General features: G+C 71.4%; 16 protein-coding genes, 1 tRNA gene and 2 pseudogenes. 12 read left to right on the forward strand and 7 right to left on the reverse strand.

All coding sequences use genetic code 11. The features are described from left to right. Nucleotides 1-82: 82 nt before the first annotated feature. Both IF46_RS0120175 and IF46_RS0120180 read right to left on the reverse strand, forming a co-directional pair. Nucleotides 83-159 (reverse strand) — tRNA-Pro (locus IF46_RS0120175). An 87-nt stretch (nt 160-246) separates the two neighbouring features. After that, a complete protein-coding gene (locus IF46_RS0120180) occupies nt 247-1,140 on the reverse strand; it encodes a metallophosphoesterase (protein ID WP_030489905.1) in 894 nt (297 codons plus the stop codon). A gap of 25 nt (nt 1,141-1,165) precedes the next feature. On the opposite strand from IF46_RS0120180, the gene IF46_RS0120185 reads away from it, so the two are divergent. Continuing rightward, nucleotides 1,166-1,621: a GatB/YqeY domain-containing protein gene (locus IF46_RS0120185; RefSeq protein ID WP_030489906.1), complete on the forward strand. Its 456-nt coding sequence runs from the start codon at nt 1,166-1,168 to the stop codon at nt 1,619-1,621. A 115-nt stretch (nt 1,622-1,736) separates the two neighbouring features. Here IF46_RS0120185 and IF46_RS0120190 read toward each other — a convergent pair whose 3' ends face one another. Further along, on the reverse strand, nt 1,737-4,166 hold the full coding sequence (locus IF46_RS0120190; RefSeq protein WP_036392712.1) for a penicillin-binding protein: 2,430 nt from the start codon (nt 4,164-4,166) through the stop codon (nt 1,737-1,739). A 407-nt stretch (nt 4,167-4,573) separates the two neighbouring features. Here IF46_RS0120190 and IF46_RS0120195 point away from each other — a divergent pair, with 407 nt between their 5' ends. Beyond that, the gene (locus IF46_RS0120195) at nt 4,574-4,894 is read left to right on the forward strand and encodes a WhiB family transcriptional regulator (protein WP_030489908.1); all 321 of its coding nucleotides are present in this window, start codon (nt 4,574-4,576) and stop codon (nt 4,892-4,894) included. A gap of 6 nt (nt 4,895-4,900) precedes the next feature. On the opposite strand, the gene IF46_RS0120200 is transcribed toward IF46_RS0120195, so the two are convergent. Genes IF46_RS0120200 through IF46_RS0120210 form a run of 3 tightly spaced genes read right to left on the reverse strand, consistent with a single transcriptional unit; the run spans nt 4,901 to nt 7,847 of the window. Beyond that, entirely contained in the window at nt 4,901-6,052 is a 1,152-nt protein-coding gene (locus IF46_RS0120200; protein WP_030489909.1) for an ArsA family ATPase, read from the reverse strand. A 53-nt stretch (nt 6,053-6,105) separates the two neighbouring features. Then, on the reverse strand, nt 6,106-7,083 hold the full coding sequence (locus tag IF46_RS0120205) for an ArsA-related P-loop ATPase (RefSeq protein ID WP_030489910.1): 978 nt from the start codon (nt 7,081-7,083) through the stop codon (nt 6,106-6,108). A 26-nt stretch (nt 7,084-7,109) separates the two neighbouring features. Beyond that, nucleotides 7,110-7,847: a hypothetical protein gene (locus tag IF46_RS0120210; protein ID WP_332261500.1), complete on the reverse strand. Its 738-nt coding sequence runs from the start codon at nt 7,845-7,847 to the stop codon at nt 7,110-7,112. Between the two features lie 355 nt (nt 7,848-8,202). On the opposite strand from IF46_RS0120210, the gene IF46_RS0120215 reads away from it, so the two are divergent. The 8 genes and pseudogenes from IF46_RS0120215 to IF46_RS0120245 all read left to right on the forward strand — a co-directional run bounded on the left by IF46_RS0120215 (nt 8,203) and on the right by IF46_RS0120245 (nt 16,136). Then, nucleotides 8,203-8,685: a hypothetical protein gene (locus IF46_RS0120215; RefSeq protein WP_030489912.1), complete on the forward strand. Its 483-nt coding sequence runs from the start codon at nt 8,203-8,205 to the stop codon at nt 8,683-8,685. A 44-nt stretch (nt 8,686-8,729) separates the two neighbouring features. Next, nucleotides 8,730-8,885, forward strand: coding sequence for a DUF4177 domain-containing protein (locus tag IF46_RS34835; protein WP_165435850.1), 156 nt, complete (start codon nt 8,730-8,732; stop codon nt 8,883-8,885). After that, nucleotides 8,882-9,343, forward strand: coding sequence for a RidA family protein (locus IF46_RS0120225; protein WP_030489913.1), 462 nt, complete (start codon nt 8,882-8,884; stop codon nt 9,341-9,343). Before IF46_RS34835 ends, IF46_RS0120225 begins: the two co-directional genes overlap by 4 nt. Before the next feature lie 122 nt (nt 9,344-9,465). Beyond that, a complete protein-coding gene (locus IF46_RS0120230) occupies nt 9,466-10,302 on the forward strand; it encodes an MBL fold metallo-hydrolase (protein WP_036392718.1) in 837 nt (278 codons plus the stop codon). Further along, a pseudogene (locus IF46_RS35755) lies at nt 10,299-11,867 on the forward strand (adenylate/guanylate cyclase domain-containing protein); the annotation flags it as partial. The gene IF46_RS0120230 and the pseudogene IF46_RS35755, both read left to right, overlap by 4 nt. Nucleotides 11,868-11,972: 105 nt before the next feature. Continuing rightward, nucleotides 11,973-13,979: pseudogene (locus IF46_RS35760) on the forward strand (adenylate/guanylate cyclase domain-containing protein); the annotation flags it as partial. 126 nt (nt 13,980-14,105) lie between these two features. Next, nucleotides 14,106-14,609, forward strand: coding sequence for a hypothetical protein (locus IF46_RS0120240; RefSeq protein WP_030489916.1), 504 nt, complete (start codon nt 14,106-14,108; stop codon nt 14,607-14,609). Nucleotides 14,610-14,639: 30 nt separating this feature from the next. Beyond that, nucleotides 14,640-16,136, forward strand: a complete 1,497-nt coding sequence (locus tag IF46_RS0120245; protein ID WP_030489917.1) for a serine/threonine-protein kinase — start codon at nt 14,640-14,642, stop codon at nt 16,134-16,136. On the opposite strand, the gene IF46_RS32650 is transcribed toward IF46_RS0120245, so the two are convergent. Then, nucleotides 16,123-16,455 (reverse strand): hypothetical protein, encoded by a 333-nt coding sequence (locus tag IF46_RS32650; protein WP_157563237.1) that lies wholly within the window; start codon nt 16,453-16,455, stop codon nt 16,123-16,125. The genes IF46_RS0120245 and IF46_RS32650 overlap by 14 nt on opposite strands. 177 nt (nt 16,456-16,632) lie before the next feature. On the opposite strand from IF46_RS32650, the gene IF46_RS0120255 reads away from it, so the two are divergent. Further along, nucleotides 16,633-17,574, forward strand: a complete 942-nt coding sequence (locus IF46_RS0120255) for a transporter substrate-binding domain-containing protein (protein ID WP_030489918.1) — start codon at nt 16,633-16,635, stop codon at nt 17,572-17,574. Beyond that, a complete protein-coding gene (locus tag IF46_RS0120260) occupies nt 17,571-18,767 on the forward strand; it encodes a hypothetical protein (RefSeq protein ID WP_030489919.1) in 1,197 nt (398 codons plus the stop codon). The genes IF46_RS0120255 and IF46_RS0120260 overlap by 4 nt, the downstream gene beginning before the upstream one ends. Nucleotides 18,768-18,786: the final 19 nt, after the last annotated feature.

The raw sequence follows: 18,786 nt of genomic DNA on the forward strand, positions 1-18,786 counted from the left end.
CCGAGGTTGCTGTCCGTACCGTGGGAGCGCCGGAAACGAATCAAGGCCCCTCCGTGGAGGGGCCTTGACCTGCTCTTACCTCTGGTCGGGGTGGCCGGATTCGAACCGACGACCTCTTCGTCCCGAACGAAGCGCGCTACCAAGCTGCGCCACACCCCGAGGCGTGCCGACAAATAGTAGCCCACCCGGCCCGATGGTCAAACTCGGTACCCCCGCCGCTCTGGGCGACGGGGCACCGGGCGGCTGTCAGCGGGGGATGAGGGTGAGGATGCTGGCTTCCGGGGGACAGGCGAAGCGGACCGGGGCGGTCGGGTGGGTGCCGAGGCCGGCGGAGACGTGCAGCCAGGAGTCCGATCCCGGCCACCGGTGCAGACCGCGCGCCATCGAGCGGGGCAGGCCGCAGTTGGTCACCAGCGCCCCGAAGCCCGGTACGCAGACCTGACCGCCGTGGGTGTGCCCGGCCAGCAGCAGCCCGAAGCCGTCCGCGGCCATCTGGTCGAGCACCCGTGGCTCGGGTGAGTGGGTCAGCGCGATGGACAGGTCGGCCGAGGACGAGACCGCGCCGGCCACGGACGGGTAGTCGTCCCGGTCGATGTGGGGGTCGTCCACGCCGACGAGGTCGAGCTGGCGGCCACCGGCCTTCAGCGTGGTCCGAGCGTTGTTGAGGTCCGCCCAACCCGCGCCGGTGAAGACCTGACGCAGTTCCTCGTAGGGCAGCTCGACACCCTCGGTGTACTCCCGGTCGGGCAGGAAGTACGTGAAGGGGTTCTTCAACACCGGCCCGGTGTAGTCGTTGGACCCGAACACGAACGCGCCCGGGTAGTTCAGCAGCGGTTGCAGGGCCCGCAGCACCCCGGGCACCGCCCCCGGGTGCGCCATGTTGTCGCCGGTCACCACCACCAGGTCGGGGTCGAGGGCTGCCAGCGACGCCACCCAGCGCTGCTTGCGCGCCTGGTCGGGCATCATGTGCAGGTCCGACAGGTGCAGCACGCGCAGCGGCTCCGCGTCGGCCGGGAGCACCGGCACGTCGTACCGCCGCAGGGTGAACATGTTGCGCTCGATGAGCGACGCGTACGCGAGGCTGGCCGCGCCGATCGTGGCGGTTCCGGCGGCGAGCCGGAATAGTGTGCGCTTTCGCATGGCGTTCAGGGTAGTTTGACCGTCCATGAGCACGCTGAAGGACCGCCTCACTGCCGACATGCGTTCCGCGCTCAAGGCGCGCGACGAGCTGACCACCTCCACGCTGCGGATGGCCCTGGCCGCCGTCGGCACCGCCGAGGTCGCCGGCAAGGCCAAGCGCGAGCTCACCGATGACGAGGTGCTCGCGGTGCTGACCAAGGAAGCCAAGAAGCGCCGGGAGGCGGCCACCGCCTTCGCCGACGCCGGCCGCACCGAGCAGGCCGCGAAGGAGAGCGCCGAGGGCGAGGTGTTGGACCGCTACCTGCCCAGGCAGCTCTCGGACGCCGACCTGACCGAGCTGGTGTCGGGGGCGCTCGCCGCGGGCGGCTTCACCGCTAAGGCCCAGATGGGCCCGGCGATGAAGGCGGCCCAGGCCGCGGTGGCGGGCCAGGCCGAGGGTGGCCGGGTGGCCGCCGAGGTACGCCGACAGCTCGGTCTCTGACTCACCAGGATCGGCCGGCGCGGCACGACGGTTGTCGCAGCCGATCGCCGGTCCGGACAGACGAACGGGCGGGCACCCGAGGAGGGTGCCCGCCCGTTGTGTCCTACTCGTCGGCTCAGCCGCCTGGACGACCGCCGGGTCGACCGGGCCCGTTACCGGGCGGCGGACCACCCGGGGTGCCCTCGGTGTTGCCCGGCGTGCCGCCACCGCTGCTGACCTGAATGGTGACCACGCCACCCTTGATCGTGCGTCCGTCCGGGCTGCTACCGGCCGCTTCGCCCGCCTTGCAGGAGGACGGCACCCTCGTGTCGGAGACGACCGGCTCGAAGCCAGCGCCCCTGAGCCGGGACTTCGCGGTGTCCACCGACACGCACTTCACGTCGGGGATGCTGCGCTGGTCACCCTCGGAGATCTTCTGGCCCGGCGGCTCGAAGTTGATGCGGGGCTTGCCCTTCATGGCGTCGCGCAGCGTCTCCCACACCGGCGGGTTGATGCCGTCCCGCTCCGAGTGCTTCATCTTCACGTTGGTCTGCGGCCAGTCCGGGTCGGCCATGATGCCGGCGACCGAGTACTGCTTGGTCATCACGACCTGAGCAGCGGTCTTCTCCGAGTCGGTGGTGCCGGACTTGCCGGCCACCGGGTAACCGACGTCGTTGCGGATGTTGCCGGAGGTGGCGCCGGTGCACCGGGAGACGGATGACTTGTCACCGACTGGGCAACGGGCCGCGTCCACCGCGGCGCGGGCCACCTCGGTGCTGAACCGCTTCTCGCAGCGCGGGTTGGCGATGTCCAGCTTGTTGCCCGCCGGGTCGCGGATCTCCTGCACCGGGATCGGCTCGCAGTACTTGCCGTCTGCGGCGAGGGTGGCGTAGGCGTTGGCGAGATCAAGCGGGGTGGTCTGCGAGACGCCCAGGGTGAAGGCGCCCCACTGGTGCGCCCCCTTCTCCAGGTCCAAATCTTCCTGAGATCGGAAGTTGATGCCCAGCCGCTTGGCGGCCTTGACTACGTTCTCGGCGCCGACCTGCTGTTGCAGCGGCACGAAGTAGGTGTTCACCGAGCGGCCGAAGGCACCCCACATGTTGTGTGGGCCGGCCATGCTCTCGGCCGCGTTGGTCGGGCAGTAGAAGTGGGTTCCCGGACAGGCTGCCTTGCCAGGCTGAATGATGTATTCCGACCGGAACTGCTTCGGCGAGTTGATCGTGTAGCTGAGCGGGATGCCCTTCTCCAGCGCCGCCACGATGGTGAAGATCTTGAACGTCGACCCGGCCTGGTAACCGCTGATGCCGTCGCCGCCAGTGAGCAGCGGGTTGACCGTCGCCGGGTAGTTGCCGCGGATCTTCTTCTTGCTCTTCGCCGGATCGCTGGAGAGCTTGTTCTTCGGGTTCTTCGGGTCGTCCAGCTTGAACTGCCGGTTGACCGCCAGCGCCCGGACCCGGCCGGTGCCCGGCTCGACCACCGCGACCATGGCGGCTTCCTTGCTGTTCTCGCTCTTGGACTTGCGGACCGCCTTGTCCGCGGCCTTCTGCGCCTGAACGTCGATCGAGGTCACGACGGTGTAGCCGCCGCTCTTCAGCCGGCGCTCCCGGTCGTACGTCGTCGAGCCGAACGTCTCCTGATCCATCCACCAGCGGTAGAAGTAGTCGCAGAAGAAGCCCCAGCTGTTGACGTTGGCGGACACGCAGCCGTTCGGGGTGCGCTTGTCCTTGACCACCAGCTTGACCGCCTTGGCGGCGTCCGCCTCCTGCTGGGTGATGGCCTTGATCTCGACCATGTTGTCGATGACGTAGTCACGTCGATGCAGCGCGGCCGGGTAACCCGACTCGGTGGTCGGGTCGTTCGTCGTGGGCGCCTTGACCATGCCGGCCAGCAGCGCGGCCTCTTCGATCTTGAGCTTGCTCGGCGGCTTGCCGAAGTAGACCTGGCTGGCGGCGAAGATGCCGTACGCGCCGTTGCCGAACGCGGCGAGGTTCAGGTAGCGGGTGAGGATCTCGTCCTTGGAGAATTCCTTGTCGACCTGGAGGGCCAGCCGCATCTCGCGCAGCTTGCGGGCGCTGGTGTCCTCGGTCGCCGCGACCACGTCGGCCGGGTGGGTGGCCGAGTAGGCGATGGCCAGCCGGACGTACTGCATGGTCAGCGTCGAGGCGCCCTGCCGGCCGGCGGACTCGCTCTGGTTGTTGACGAACGCACGGGCGACACCGTTGATGTCGACGCCGTTGTGCTTGTAGAAGTCATGGTCCTCGGCCGCGATGATGGCCTTCTGCATGTACGGCGAGATGTCGGCGAACTTCACGTCGCGCCGGTTCTCGTCGTACATGGTCGCGAGCGGTGTCTTGCCGTCCGAGGCCAGTAGGTAGCTGATCTGTGGCGCGCTGGGCGCCTCCAGCTCCGTGGGCAGGGCGTCGAAGGTCTTTGCGCCGGCCTTCGCGGCCAGGCCAGACATCGCCACTGCGGGGAAGGCCGCCGCAGCGACCACCACGCCGGCCAATAGGCCACACACGAGTAGCGATGCGGCGTTGGTCAGCACATTGTGGTCACGTTTCCGCATCCAGGTCACCTCGACAGGGTACGCGAGTAGGGAACGAGGGGCGCTGGGGCGTTCTTTCCCCATTTCCTGCGCGCGCTGCCCTCGTTGTGCTAAACGCACGACCCCCGGTGCGTGGTTGCGTGTGACCTGGCGTGAGTCTCCTCCAATTCAGGGAGGCGGCGCAGCGTTACCGCTGACCTCGGCGGGGTAACCGGCGGTTGAAGGCCCGGGAAGCCGGGAGTGTCCGGAATGATGGATTTCGCCGACAACGTTGCGTAATCAGTCGACTACAGAGCATGATGGAGGCGGCGACAGCGCCACATGTCGTCCGCGCCGCCTTGGGGAAGGCAGGCCGGGCGACCGGGGGGAATTGCCGGCTGACGTGCATCGACGAGGTCGGTAGGTACTGCAAGGGGGGACGTGTACACATGGGCATGATCACTGACTGGCCGTCACAGGCGGCATGTCAGAACGGGGACCCGGACGCGTTGTTCGTACAGGGCGCCGAACAGAACGTGGCGAAGCGGATCTGCCGGAGCTGCCCAGTTCGGTACGAGTGCCTGGCCGACGCGCTGGACAACCGGATCGAGTTCGGTGTGTGGGGCGGCATGACCGAACGCGAACGGCGGGCGCTGCTGCGCCGTCACCCGCAGGTGACGAGCTGGCGCAAGATGTTCGAGGCCGCGATGAAGAAGAACAGCAAGGACAAGGCCGGCAAGGACAAGATTCTCGTCAGCGCGGCCAACTGACGCCGGTCACGGCCGGCTGATCGCCGCGCCGATCGTCCGTAGCCCGTCGACGTCGTGCACGTCGGCGGGCTGCGCCGTGACCGAAACCGCCGGCACGGCCGGGAACGCCTCGGTGAAGCGCGCGGCGACCTGCTGCTCGCGTACCGCCTGACGAGCCAGCGCCGCGTGCGCCCGCAGCACGTCGGCGGTGCCCTCGTGCCCACCCAGCTCGGTCAGCCGCTCGGCGGCGACCCGGCTCTGCTCGGCGTCCAGCTCCGGGACCGCCGGGCGGTGCACCCGGTTGAGCACTAGGCCGGCCAGCGGCATCCGCTCGTCGCGCAGCCGGCCCGCGAAGTAGGCGGCCTCTCGGACCGCGTCCGGCTCCGGCGTCGCGACCAGCAGAAAGGCCGTCTCCCGCGCCTGGAGGATGCGGTACGTCTGCTCGGCGCGCTGCCGGAAGCCGCCGAACATCGAATCCAGTGCGGCCACGAAGCCGGACAGGTCGGTGAGCAGCTGCGCGCCGAGCACCTTCTGCACCACCTTCGAGAACATCCCGAACGAGGCTGTGACCAGGCTGAACATGCTCCGTCCGCCGCTGCGGGCCGGGGCCAGCAGCAGTCGCAGCATCCGGCCGTCGAGGAAACGGGAGAGTCGAGCCGGCGCGTCCAGGAAATCAAGTGCCGAGCGCGATGGTGGCGTGTCCACCACGATCAGGTCCCATTCGCCCCGAGCGTGCAGCTGGCCCAACTTCTCCATCGCCATGTATTCCTGCGTGCCGGCGAAGGTCGAACTCATCGCCTGGTAGAACGGGTTCGCGAAGATCTCCGCGGCCTTCGTCGGGTCGGTGTGCTGCAGCACCACGTCGTCGAAGGTGCGCTTCATGTCGAGCATCATGGCGTGCAACTCGCCGCCGCTGCCCTCGACGTCGATCCCCTTGACCTGGCGGGGGGTGTTGTCCAGCTCGGTCAGGCCCAGCGACTGGGCCAGCCGGCGGGCCGGGTCGATGGTGAGCACCACCGTGCGCCGGCCATGGTGCTCGGCGGCCCGCAGCGCCAACGCCGCAGCCGTGGTCGTCTTTCCCACTCCGCCGGCACCGCAGCACACGATGATCCGCACGCCGGGGTCGGCGAGGATCTGGTCGACGTCCAGCTGCGGCGCCGCGTCTTCGGAAGGCACCAATCGAGCGTATCGGGCCGGTGGGTCCGCGCGCCCGTGCTGCGCTCAGGTGTGAGTCATTCGGCGCGGACGAGGGCCTGGGCCAGCGTCGCGAGCCCGGCCTGGTCCACCCCGTCGGGCAGCAACGGCAGCTCGATCATCGGCAGCCCCAACTCCACCAGGTCGGCGCGGAGCGAATCCTCCAGTTCGCGCCGGATGAGCTGGTCTCGTGCCTCATCGTGCAACCCGGCCACGATGTCCCGATCGGCTGGCAACCCGGCGGCGACCAGCCCGCGCTTCAACTCCGCGGCGGTGACCGCGCGGCCGGCGGGCAGCGGGGGCCGGACGCCGTTGACGAGCACCTTCCCGATGCCGAAGCCGAGGGCGGTCAGGTCGGCGATCGCGTCGACCGTCTCCTGGATAGGCATCTCCTCGAGCAGCGTGACCACGTGCACCGCGGTCATCGGAGACCGCAACAACGCGGCGACCCCCTCGCTCTGGGTCTTGATCGGGCCCACCTTGGCCAGCCGGGCGGTCTCCGCCGTGACGTTGAGGAACCGGCCGATCCGCCCGGTCGGCGGGGCGTCCAGCACCACCGCGTCGTACGCGCGCCGCTGCCCCAAGGTGCGGGTGGTGGCCTCCTTCACCTTGCCGGTGAGCAGCACGTCGCGCAGGCCGGGCGCGATGGTGGTGGCGAAGTCGATGGCGCCGAGCTTGCGTAGTGCCCGGCCCGCCGCACCCAGCTTGTAGAACATGTCGAGGTACTCGAGCAGCGCCTCCTCGGCGTCCACCGCGAGTGCGCGCACCTCACCCCCGCCCGGGGCGTCGGCGAGGTGCCGCTCCTCGTAGGGCAGCGGGTCGATGCCGAACAACTGGGCGATGCCCTGCCGCCCCTCCACCTCGACCAGCAGGGTGCGCCGGCCACCGGCGGCTAGCGCGAGGGCCAGGGCCGCCGCAACGCTGGTCTTGCCGGTGCCGCCCTTGCCGGTCACCACGTGGAGGCGGGCAGACCATCCGGCACCGGCCGGGTCGATCGGACGCTCAGCTGCACACACCCGTCGAGCCTATCCAGGCCGGGCGGTCAGGCGACCTCGCAGACCCACCAACCCGTCTTCTGCACCACAGTGAAGCGCAGCTCCTGGTCGGCCACCTTCTCGTCAGCGGTGGTCATGGTGAGCCGGGTGGAGACGGTGGCCCGGTCCCCGGTCTGGTTGTCCACCTTCGGGGTGGTCCACCGGAAGCGCGGGTTCTGGTAGGTGGCGGCGTACTTCTCCACCTCGGCCACCTTCGCGGCGATCTTGTCGTCGTCGCGCGCGGCGGCGCAGACCCGACTGGCCGCCTTGGTCGCGTCGCGATCCTTGTAGACCGCGGTGAGGAACTCGTCGACGGCGACCGCCGGTTCCTTGGCGCCCTCGCCGGTCTCGGCATTGCGCAGGGTCAGGAAGGCCACCACACCGCCGCCCACGCAGAGCACCATGATCACGACCAGCGCGATCGCCGCGATCAGCAGGCCGCGCTTCTTCTTCGGCTCGGCCGCACCCTGGTAGGGCGGGTATCCCGGCGGGGGCGGGGGGATCGGCGACGGGCCCGGGGTGCCCGGCTGCGCCGCTGCGGCGGGGAAGGCGGGCGAGGTGGGTGAGGCGGGGTGGGCCGGCAACGCTGGCTGGGCGGGGGATGCGGGGAGGGCGAGCTGCCCAGGTCGCGCGGTGGGGGCCGGCTGGCTGGGGATGGCCAGCGCGCCGGGCTGACCGGCGGGATCCGGGTGGACCGGCGGGTGAGCGGGTGTGTCGGCCTGGTCGCCGCTGGGCGGGTGGGTCATGTCGTTCCCCCAGGGGTGCGGCGCCCGCCGCCACCCCTGGCGCCGAGCGTGATCGAGCGGGCGGCCGGGCGCTGCGCGACCGTCCGACCGGAAGGGTAGCGGTCGATGACCGGATCGGTATCGCCCCGGCCGTGCCGCACGGTTCATCGGTCCGGTGGGCGGTACCCGCGTCTGATTCGGTGTCAGGCCCCCGACCTGCGGTGTGTCGCATATGTGACTGTTGGTGATGCTTGTGCGCGTCCTGTTGGCGGGACTGCGGCCACAGACCTACCTTCGTCCCGGTGCGGGGGGGCCGGAACGGACGAATGGGTCCGGGCCGGACGCATGGTCCGAGAGGTACGACCGGAGGCAGTGCATGCGCGACGCGGACAACATTCCTCGCACCCAGTTCCCGACGAACGACCGACCCCGCCGGCCCCGGTCAGCGGTCGAGGCCGGCGGGCAGCTCACCAGCCAGCCGATCAACGAACGGTCGTACCGCCGCATGCCGGAGCAGACGGAGACGGCTCGGGTGCCGAGCCAGCCCGCCGAGCGGACCCGCGACGACGACGAGCCGGGCTTCGTCATCCACCTGCCGATCCGGGTGCCGAATCTGGCGGCGGCGACCGTGCTGGCCGGCCGGGTGGCGGTGTCGCTGGGCTTCCTGCCCGAGCTGGACGCCGGCGAGACCACCGTGTCCAACGCCGACGATCAGAACAACCGGCACCGGGTCTTCTGTGACCTGCTGCTGCCCGATCGGTCCCGCTGCCCCCAGGGGTACGAGCACGAAGGGCTCTGCGGGGAGCTGCCGGCCGCGCCGGAGCAGCGTCCCGTACCTCGTCCGGCCAGCGGACCGTAGGCTGTCCCTCGAACAATTCCGCACCGAGAGGGAGCCCTTCAGCGATGCAGAAGTGGGAATACTCCACGGTCCCGCTGCTGGTCCACGCGACCAAGCAGATCCTCGACAACTGGGGCGAGGACGGGTGGGAGCTCGTCGCCGTGGTCCCCGGCCCGAATCCGGACCAGCTGGTCGCCTACCTGAAGCGGCCCAAGCAGTGAGCAACGGTCCGCACGCGAAGCTTGCCGAGCTGGGGCTCGAACTGCCCGACGTCGTGCCGCCGGTGGCCAGCTATGTCCCGGCCGTGCAGTCCGGGCAGCACGTGTACGTTTCCGGCCAGTTGCCGATGGCCGAGGGCAAGCTGCTCGCGACCGGCAAGGTCGGCGCCGGGATCTCCGCCGAGCAGGCGAAGGATCTCGCCCAGCGCTGCGCGCTCAACGCGCTGGCCGCGGTCGACGCGCTGGTCGGCCTGGAGAACGTGGTCAAGGTGGTCAAGGTGACCGGCTTCGTGGCCTCAGCGCCCGGCTTCACCGGTCAGCCTGCCGTGATCAACGGTGCTTCCGACCTCTTCGGCATCGTCTTCGGGGAGGCCGGCCGCCACGCCCGCAGCGCCGTGGGTGTGGCCGAACTGCCCCTCGACGCCCCGGTGGAGATCGAGCTGATCTTCGAGGTCGCCTGACGCGTCCCATCTCCCCGCGATCTTGCACTTTCGGCCCGGACGAAAGCCCTGAACGGGGATGAATCAGGGGTTGCAAGTGCAAGATCGTGGGGTGTGGCGGGCGGGGTCGTACGATCGCAGCCATGAGCGGGCACGTGACGGGGGCGGTGGCGGCGCTCGCCGACGAGCTGCCCCGCTGGGTGACACTGCTGCGTGCGCCCAACCCGGGGCCGATGACCCTCGACGGCACCAACACCTGGGTGCTGCGGGCGTCGGCAGCCGAACACGCCATCGTGGTCGACCCGGGGCCGGCGGACGAGGGGCACCTGACCCGGATCGCCGAGCACGGCCCCATCGGGCTGATCCTGATCACGCACGGCCACCCCGACCACACCGAGGGGGCCGCCCGGCTGAGCGAGCTGCTCGGCGGCGTGCACGTCCTCGCCGTGGACCCGGCGCACACCATCGGCGGTGAGCCGTTGACCGAGCCGGGTGAGCGCTTCGGTGACTTCGACCTGCGCGTCCACCTGCTGCAAACGCCGGGGCACACCGCCGACTCGGTCTGCTTCCTTGTCGAGTACGGCGACGAGCGGGTGGTGCTCACCGGTGACACCATCCTCGGTCGGGGCACCACCGTGGTCGCCCACCCGGACGGGCACCTCGGTGACTACCTGAACAGCCTGGAGCTGCTGTCCGCGTACCGGGGGATCGTGGCGCTGCCCGGGCACGGCCCGGCGCTGGCCGACTGCGCCGCCGCCGCCAATTTCTACCTGGCCCACCGCCGGGCCCGGCTCGACCAGGTCCGGGCGGCGGTCGCCGCAGGCGCCCACACCCCCGCCGACGTGGTGGCGACGGTCTACGCGGACGTGGACCGCGCACTCTGGTGGGCGGCCGAATGGTCGGTCCGTGCCCAGTTGGAGTATCTGGGTGTCGGCACCGGGGAATCCGCGCCCGGGGCCAGTGGGTTGGAGCACATGTGACCTGCCCCGTGTGTGGAACCGTTGCCGTTCCCGGTGCGCGGTTCTGCCACAACTGTGGCGCCGCGCTGCCGGCCGCCGCCACGTTGCCGGCGGCCGAGCGTCGGGTGGTCACCGTGCTCTTCGGTGACCTCTCCGAGTTCACCTCCTGGTCGGAGGACCTCGACCCGGAACGCGTCGGTGCGGTCACCGACCGGGTGCTCGCCGCCCTCGCCGGTGCCGTGAAGACGTTCGGCGGGCACGTCGACAAGCTGACCGGTGACGGCATCATGGCGGTCTTTGGCGCCCCGGTGGCACACGAGGACGACGCCGAACGTGCCGTCCGGGCCGCCCTGTCCATGCAACGGGCCGTCCGCCGGGTGCTCGACGACGAGCGGGGCGGCGGCGCGCCGCTCGGGCTGCGGGTGGGGCTGAATACTGGCGACGTCATCGCGGGCATCCAGGCCGCGATTGAGTACACGGTCATCGGCGACACGGTGAACACTGCGGCCCGGCTCGCCGATGCCGCAGCGGTCGGAGCCGTCTACGCCGGTGGTCGCACCGCCGCGGCAACCCGGCACGTCTCCTCCTGGCGGGCGCTGCGTCCGTTGCGGCTCAAGGGCAAGCGTGAGCCGGTCGAGGCGTACGAGCTGCTGGGCCTGCTGGACGCGCCGGGCACCCGGTCGGGGCTCGGCGACGAGGCGCCGTACGTCGGCCGAGAGACGGAGATCGGCCGGATCGCCGGCCGGCTCGCCGAGGTGATCGACCAGGGCGACCCGCGGGTGCTGCTGATGACCGCCGAGGCGGGGATCGGCAAGTCCCGATTCGCTGCCGAGGTAGAACGCCTGGCCGCCGGGTACGACGTGGGTGCTGGCCGGTACGCGGCGCACACCGGGGCCCGGGTGCTCTCGGTGCGCTGTGCCGCGTTCGGTGAGCGGCGACGGCTCGCACCCCTGGCCGACCTGGTGCGTGCCGCCGTCGGTCTGCCCAGCGACGCCGCCCCCGCGCTGACCCGCCCGGCGGTGGAGGAGCGGTTGCGGCGGCTCGGGCAGCGGCTCGCCCGCTCCGGCGGTGAGATCGCGCCGATCGCTACGGAGCAGCTGCTCGCCCTGCTCGGCTACGCGGAGCTGCCGGCGCACGGCGGCACCGACAGCGGCGAGTGGGGCGGGTCGGGCACTGCGGCGGCGGATGCCGAGGTGGTGCCGAACGCGGTCGCCGATCTGCTCAGCGGGCTCGCCTCGGAGGCGCCGCTGGTGATCGTGGTGGACGACCTGCACGATGCCACCGCCGAGACGATCAGTGCCCTCGGGCTGGCTCTCTCCAGGCTTACCGGCCCGGTGCTGGTGCTGCTGCTCGGCCGCCCGGAGCTGGTACGCACCGCTGGTGCGCTGACCCGGGTCGCGGACGCCGAGGTGCATTCGTTGCCGCCGCTGCGCGGTGCCGACGCGGCACGGCTGCTCACGAGCTACCTCGGCGGCGGCCGGCTGCCACAGGCCGACGCCGACCGGTTGCTCGCCACCGCGCAGGGCAACCCGTTCTACCTGGCTGAGCTGGTCACCCTGCTGATCGAGCGCGGAGCGCTCACCACCGAATCGGTGCGCGGAGTCGGTGCCGGTGCCGCGTCGGTGCGCGGAGTCGGTGCCGGGTCAGCGCGGGTCGCGGCGGAGCGGCCTGGCTCCGCCGAGCGGGAGCAGGGCGGGTCCGCCGGCTGGCGGCTGGTGCCGGGTTCGCTGGGCAGTCGGCTGCTCTCCCGCGACCTCGCCGCCGTGCTCGCGGCTCGGATCGACGCACTGCCGCCGGACGCCCGGTCGGTGCTGCGCGACGCCGCGGTCACCGGTGACACCGTGCCGACCGGAGCGTTGGAGGCGATGCGGGAGCAGCGCGCCGGTCGCGACGGCCGGCCGTCGGCAGTGGTCGCCGTCGAGCTCGACCGGGCTGTCGAGGAGCTGCTGCAACGCCGGATGCTGCACCGTTCGCGTACCGGCTACTCGTTCGCGACGCCGCTGATGCGGGAGGCCGCGTATGCCGGGGTGAGCAAGGCCGAGTTGGCCGAGCGGCACGCCGCGCTGGCCCGGTGGGCCGCGCCGGCGGACGAGGGCAAGGTCAGCACGGTGGGCGGGTTCACCGACGAGGCCCGGGACGACTTCGTGGCGGCGCACGTCGAGCGGGCCGCCCGGCTCGCCGACGCGGTGAAGCTGCGCCCGGACGCGCCGGCCCGGGCGGTAGTCCCGCTCGGCGTCGCCGCGCTCGGTCGGGCCGCCCGCCGGTCGCTCTCCGCCGGTGAGCCGGTCATGGCCGTCGAGTACGCCGAGCGCGCCACCGAGTTGGCCCGCGACGGGGTGCCGGCAGCCGATCGGGTGGTGCACGCCCGGGCGTTGCTCCAGGTCGGCCGCGTTGCCGATGCGCTGGCGTACGCCGAGAAGATCGCCGCGAACGCGGGGGACGAGGCCACCCGGGTCAGCGCCCTGCTGCTGGCGGGGCAGGCCCAGGAGACCCTCGGCGATCAGGGCCGGGCGGTGACCGCCTGGCAGGAGGCGTTGCAGGTCGCCACGGAGGGTCAGCTGCCCACGCAGCGCGCCACGGCGATGCGCCGGCTCGGCATGGCCGACTTCGTGGCGGGGCGGCTGAGTCAGGCGAGCAGCCGGTTGGCGGCCGCGTACCAGGTCAGCCTCGGCGCGCAGGATCGGCGCGGGCAGGCGTGGTCCCTACAGAACCTGGCCTGGGTGACCACCACCCGGGGTGACTTCGCCGGCACCGACGCGGTGCTCGGTCGGGCCGCCCGGCTCTTCGCCGAGCTGAAGGACCCGTACGGGCGGGCCTGGCTGCGCGGCACCACGGCGTTCGCCCGGCTGCTCGCCGGCCGACTGCGCGAGGCGTGTCGGATGGCGCAGGTGTTCCTGCCGTTCGGTGAGCGGGTCGGTGAGGCGTGGGCGGTGGGCACGTTGCGCGCGGTGGCGGCGTTCGCCACCGCCGAGCTGGGTGACCTGGCCGAGGCCGACCGGGAGGCCCGGCGCGCGTACCGGGACTTCGCCGCCGCCTCCGACGACTGGGGCCGCGGGTTCGCCCTGGTGGTCCGGGCGGTGGTGGCGCGTGGGCTGGGCGAGTCGGAGCACGCGGCGGACCTGCTCACCGACGCTCTGGCGTACGCGGAGCGGACCTCGCATCCGCTGCTCACCGGGATGGCCGGCACACTGCGGGGCTTCGTCGCGTTGGACATGGGCGACCGCGAGACGGCCGAGCGAGTGGCCCGCGCGGTGCTGACCGCCGTGGAACCGCACAACCCGCAGGCCCCGGCGCAGGTGGCGCCCCGGGTGTTGCTGGCGGCGGCCCGTCTCGCCGCCGGCGACTCGGCGACCGCGGTCGGGCTGCTCGCCCCGGTGGCCACGGCCGCTGCGAACGCACCCTCGTTGCTCTTCTCCCGCCGTCAGACGATGGCCCAGTACGCTGCGGCGCTGCTCGCTCACGGTCAGCGGGAGCAGGCGTTGGACTGGGCCCGCCGGGCGGTCACCGCACCCGCCGAGGACGTGCGCAGTCAGGTGATCGCAGCGAGTGTGCTGGCCGAGGCGTTGGCCGCCTGCGGTCGTCCGACCGAGGCCCTGTCCTGTGCGGAGGAGGCGGTCCGCACGGCGTACGCGACCGAGCAGCGCAGCGAACGAGCCGCGGCCGACGCCCTCCTCACCCGCCTAAAAGCCCTCACCTGACCCGACTCTGGGGTGGGGCAGGTTTTGGCGATTTTGGGGATGTGGTGGTCGGGGTGAGCGGCTAGCGTGTCACCACCGCGTGCGGGTCCACAGTGGTGACCGTCGCAGTGCCTGGGGAGGCCCTTCATGAAGCTGCCGCGATCCATCGCGGGCTGGACCATCGCGGTCTTCGGCCTGCTGGCGCTGGTGATGGGCGGGGTCGGGCTGCTCTGGCCGGAGGCGCAGTTGCGCATGCTCGGCTTCGAGGTGCCGGCGACGCGGGCCGTCGGTGATCACACCGGCACGTTCCTGCTGGCGTCCTCGATGGCGGCGTTCAACATGGGCGTCTACTACCTGCTCGCCACGGTGACCGAGTGGCGGGCGTTCTACCGGTTCACCGTGGTCTTCCGACTGGTCACGTTCACCGTCTTCACCATCGCGGTGCTGGCCGACATCGCTCCCAACCGGTTCTTCGGGGTGGCGGCGTGGGAAGGGCTGGGTGCCGTGGCCACCGCCGTCGGTCTGCGCCTGGATGCCCGCCGGGGCGTCCCGGCCGGCGAGGTCGCATCGTCCGAGGGTGCCGGGACGACTGCGGTCGCCGAGGAGGGTACCGGTCCCGCCGGTGCCGCTTCGGCGGACGCGGTGCGCTGAGCCATCGGTCGGGTTGGGTATTTTCGAGCGGTGACCGACACCCCGACCGGCGGCCTGCCAGTGCCGATCGTGCCTGGTCTGACTGATTTGCGGGTCTTTGCCCGGGGCGGGTACGCGACCGTCTACCGAGCTACCCAGATCTCCGTGGATCGCGAGGTCGCCGTCAAGGTGGAGAACCGGACGCTGGACAGCGACCGGGATCAGGCCCGCTTCCTGCGCGAGGCGCGGGCGGCCGGCCGGATGTCGTCCCACCCGCACGTGGTGGACCTCTTCGATGTGGGGGTCACCGTCGATCAGCACCCCTATCTGATCATGGAACTCTGCGACGGCTCGTACGCCGAACGGATGCGCACCTCGCCGCTGGGCCCGGTGGAGGCCCGCGACCTCGGCATCAAGATCGCGGATGCCCTGGCCCACTCGCACGCCGCCGGGGTGCTGCACCGGGATGTGAAGCCGGCCAACATCCTCCACTCGTCCTTCAACTCGGCGGTGCTCGCCGACTTCGGGCTCGCCGTCCTCGCCGAGCACCGGGACGCCTCGGTCACCCTGGAGGTGCTCACCCCGGCGTACGCGCCACCGGAGATGTTCAGCCACAGCCCGCCGTCGCCGGCCGTCGACGTGTACGCGCTCTGCGCCACCCTCTACGCCGTGATGCACGGCCGGCCGCCACGCTGGCAGTCCGAGCGCAACCCGAGCCTGGTCACCGTGCTGGAGATGTTCAACCGGCCGCTGCCCGCCCTGCCCGGCGTACCGGACGAGCTGATCGACGTGCTGCGCGCCGGCATGGCCAACGACCCGGCCGAGCGTCCCTCCGCCCTGGAGTTGCACGACCTGCTCGCCAACCTGCCGTTCGGCTCTCCGGCGACACCGGTCAGCGGCGCTCCGGTCAGCGGTGGCGCGACCCCCTCCGGCCCGTACGCGGCCAGCCAGCGGGTGCCCCGCCCGCCTATCGAGGAGACTCAGCGAACAGTCCCGGCGGACCGGCGTTGGCGGCGCTGGCTCTTCGGTGGTGCCGGGGTGCTCGCGCTCGCCGCCTCCGCAACCGCCGGGGCCTGGGTCGCCGACCGGGCGCCATCACCCACCCCGAGCCCGTCGGCCACGCAGATCGCCGCGCCGGCGACCGGGCCGCTGCCCGGCTGCGCGACCGGCATCGGTGCGCCCACCGCTCTCCCCGAGGGTGCCCGGTGCCTGCCCGAGCTGGAGTGCTTCGGCCCGATGCGGATCCGCGGCAGCCGCGCCGAGGCGGCTCGGCTGTCCTGCGCCGGCCGACACACCTGGGAGACGTACGCCGAGGGCATCCTGCCGGTGTCGCTTGTCGGCGCCGACTATGACGAGGTGATCGCCGCCGAGCCGGTGCGGCAGGTGTGCAGCGCCAAGACCTTCCGGTTGACCACCGGCATCGGCGAGCCGACCGGCTGGCACCTGGAAGTGCTACCGCCGGTCGACGGCAGCATCGACCGGACCTACCGGTGTCTGGCGGGGCGGGGCGTGGACGCGCTCACCGCACCCACGCTCACCGGCCGCTGAGCCCGTCCGACCCGCGCCGACGGTCACGCACCGCACGCAACGCGTCCCGGCTGTCGAGCGCGTCGAGGGTGTCCGCATCGATCCCGTACGGCATCAGCTCGGGCGGCCCGATGGCCGCCGACCGGTCCATGGGCTCCGGGTCGTCGACCTGACGGGCGGCGGAGACAGCAACCCCGGCGACCATGGTCAGCAGCACGCAGAGCAGCGCGAGAACCACGCCGAGGAGATCCTGTCGGCGCCACACGACCAGCATGACCAGCGGCGCAAGAGCTCCCAGCGCCGCGAGCACCGCCACCGTCCGCGCATCTGGTCTGGACAATCGGCTCACCTGTCCAGCATGTCGTGACGAGGCCGGCTGTCAACCGCAGAGCTGGCCGCCGCGCCGATCGACATCGATCTGAGGGATCCACCCGACATGATCGACGGCGCGCACACGGATTGGACGACAACGGCTACTCTCGGTGTCCCGCAGGCTCTTTCGGCAGCGAGGTCGCCCATGAACTCAGGCAGTTCGCAACCCCGGCTCCGCGCGTTCACGTCGACGCTGGCGGTCGCCCTCACTCTCGTGCTCGCCGCCGCCGCCGGTTGCGACAGCAGGAAGGAGCCGGAGCTGCCCTCCGTGCAGGAGAAGATGCGCGAGACGCACATCTACGGCCAGTCGAAGCTGCGGATCGGTGTCGCCACGAACGAGCCGCTGATGGGGGAGTTGCGCAACGGCAAGCCGGTCGGCTTCGACGTCGAGATCGCCCGGTACATCGCCACCTCGCTCGGTTACGCGGGGGACCAGCGGGTGGAGTTCGTCCCGGTGGCCACCGAGGAACGGATCCCCGCGCTCCAGGGCGGGACTGTCGACCTAGTGGTGTCCAGCTTCTCCATCACCGAGGAGCGCAAGAAGGTGGTGAGCTTCGCCGGGCCGTACTTCGTCACCACCCAGGAGGTGATGGTGCCGACCCGATTGCGGGGGAAGATCAGCACCATTGAGGACCTCCGTAACCCGGACTACAAGATCTGCACCAGCGGCGGCTCCACCTCCGAGGCCGAGCTGGGAAGTCACCAGGTCAAGGCGTTTGTCGTGAAGACCGTCGGGGACTGCGTCGCCGGCATCCGGACCGGCCGCTACGACGCGGTCAGCTCCGACGAGACGATCCTCGCCGGCTTCCTGGCCCGCCACCCGAAGGAGTTCGAACTCGTCGACATGCCCTTCGGTACCAGCGAGTTGCTGGGCGTCGGCGTGCCGATCGGCGACCCGGCACTGCGGGACCTGGTCGCGTTCTTCCTGCAGAAGAGCTACCAGCAGGGGCGTGACGAGCAGGTGAGCCCCTGGCAGACCGCCTACAACCGGACCTTGGGCCCCTGGCTGAAGGCAGACAAGCGCCAGCCGCAGCCGCTGGAGGTGCCGAAGCTTGTCGACTTCGACGACAAGGCGCCCGCGAAGTGAGCGCGGCGCCGACCGCCACCGGCGGTGACGGGCCGGTCCCGCCGCCCCGCTCGTCCGTGCCCGCCGACTCGCCAACGATCGACGGTACGGCCACAGCGCCGGTCGTCGATCGTCCGGCTGCCGTGGCCGGAGTCGCCTGGCCGGCCGGCGTGCCGGTCGCCGAACCGGCCGAGCCGGTCGTCGTCGAGGTCGAACCCGGTCGGGTGCGCTGGGATCCGGCCGAGCGGCGGGCCCGCGCCAGCCAGTCGTTTTGGACGGCCGTGGTCGGCGTACCGGCGATCTTCTCGGTGCTCCGCCTCGGCGTGGAGGCCGGCGGCGAACTCCAGACCACGCTGCTGCTGGTGGCGAACGTCGGGCCGGTGAATCTGCTCGCCGGGTTCCTGACCACGGCGGCACGGCTGCTCTCCACCGGCATGGTCGCCGTCTTCGCGCTCGGCGCGGTGCTGGCCGTCAGCGCGGACCGACTCCCACCCGGCACCCGACGCCGACCGCTCTTCGCCCGCTGGGCCGACATCACCCCGGCCTGGGTGGTGCTGGCCAGCTTCCTGCTCGCCCTGATCACCTGGCCGTTGCTCTACCTTCCGTTGCTGCTGCCGGCCTTCGTGGCCGCGTTCCAACTACGCCCCGAGCGGCTGCACGAGCGGGTCGTGCCTCGGCTGCTGCTGATCGGCGTGCTGCTCGCCGGGTACGGCTGGCTGATGCTGCCCACGCTGCGCGAGGCGATGCGGCAGGGCGATGAGTGGCTGGTGCTGGCGCTCCTCGTGGTGCCTCCGCTGCTGGCCCTCTTCATCGCCGGGCCGCTGCCGGGGCTGGTGATCCGGCCGCTGGCGTCGGTGACCGAGGTGGCGGTGCTGGCCACCCTGGCCTGGGCCGCGGTGCCGGTGATCAGCACGCCGGTGTTGCCGCTGACCGTCACCACTGTGGGGCCGGAGAGTGGGCCCACCGAGGACGTACGCGGGCACGTGGTCACCACCGACGACGTCAACATGGTGATCCTCCAGGAACAGGGTGGCGTCCGGTACGTCCCGGTCGACCTGGTCCGCGCCCAGGTGCTCTGTCCCAGCGAGGAGGAGTTGCCTCGCCATCAACTGCGCATCCACGACTTCCACGTCGAGGATTCCCTGCTGGAGGGCATGGGCCGCCGAGTCCGCCCAGTCCACCGCATAGACGCAGCCTGCCGCACCCCAGCCTGACCGCCCCACCCCGGCCCCG

It is taken from the genome of Micromonospora chokoriensis (genome assembly GCF_000718555.1).
GTDB lineage: Bacteria > Actinomycetota > Actinomycetes > Mycobacteriales > Micromonosporaceae > Micromonospora > Micromonospora chokoriensis_B.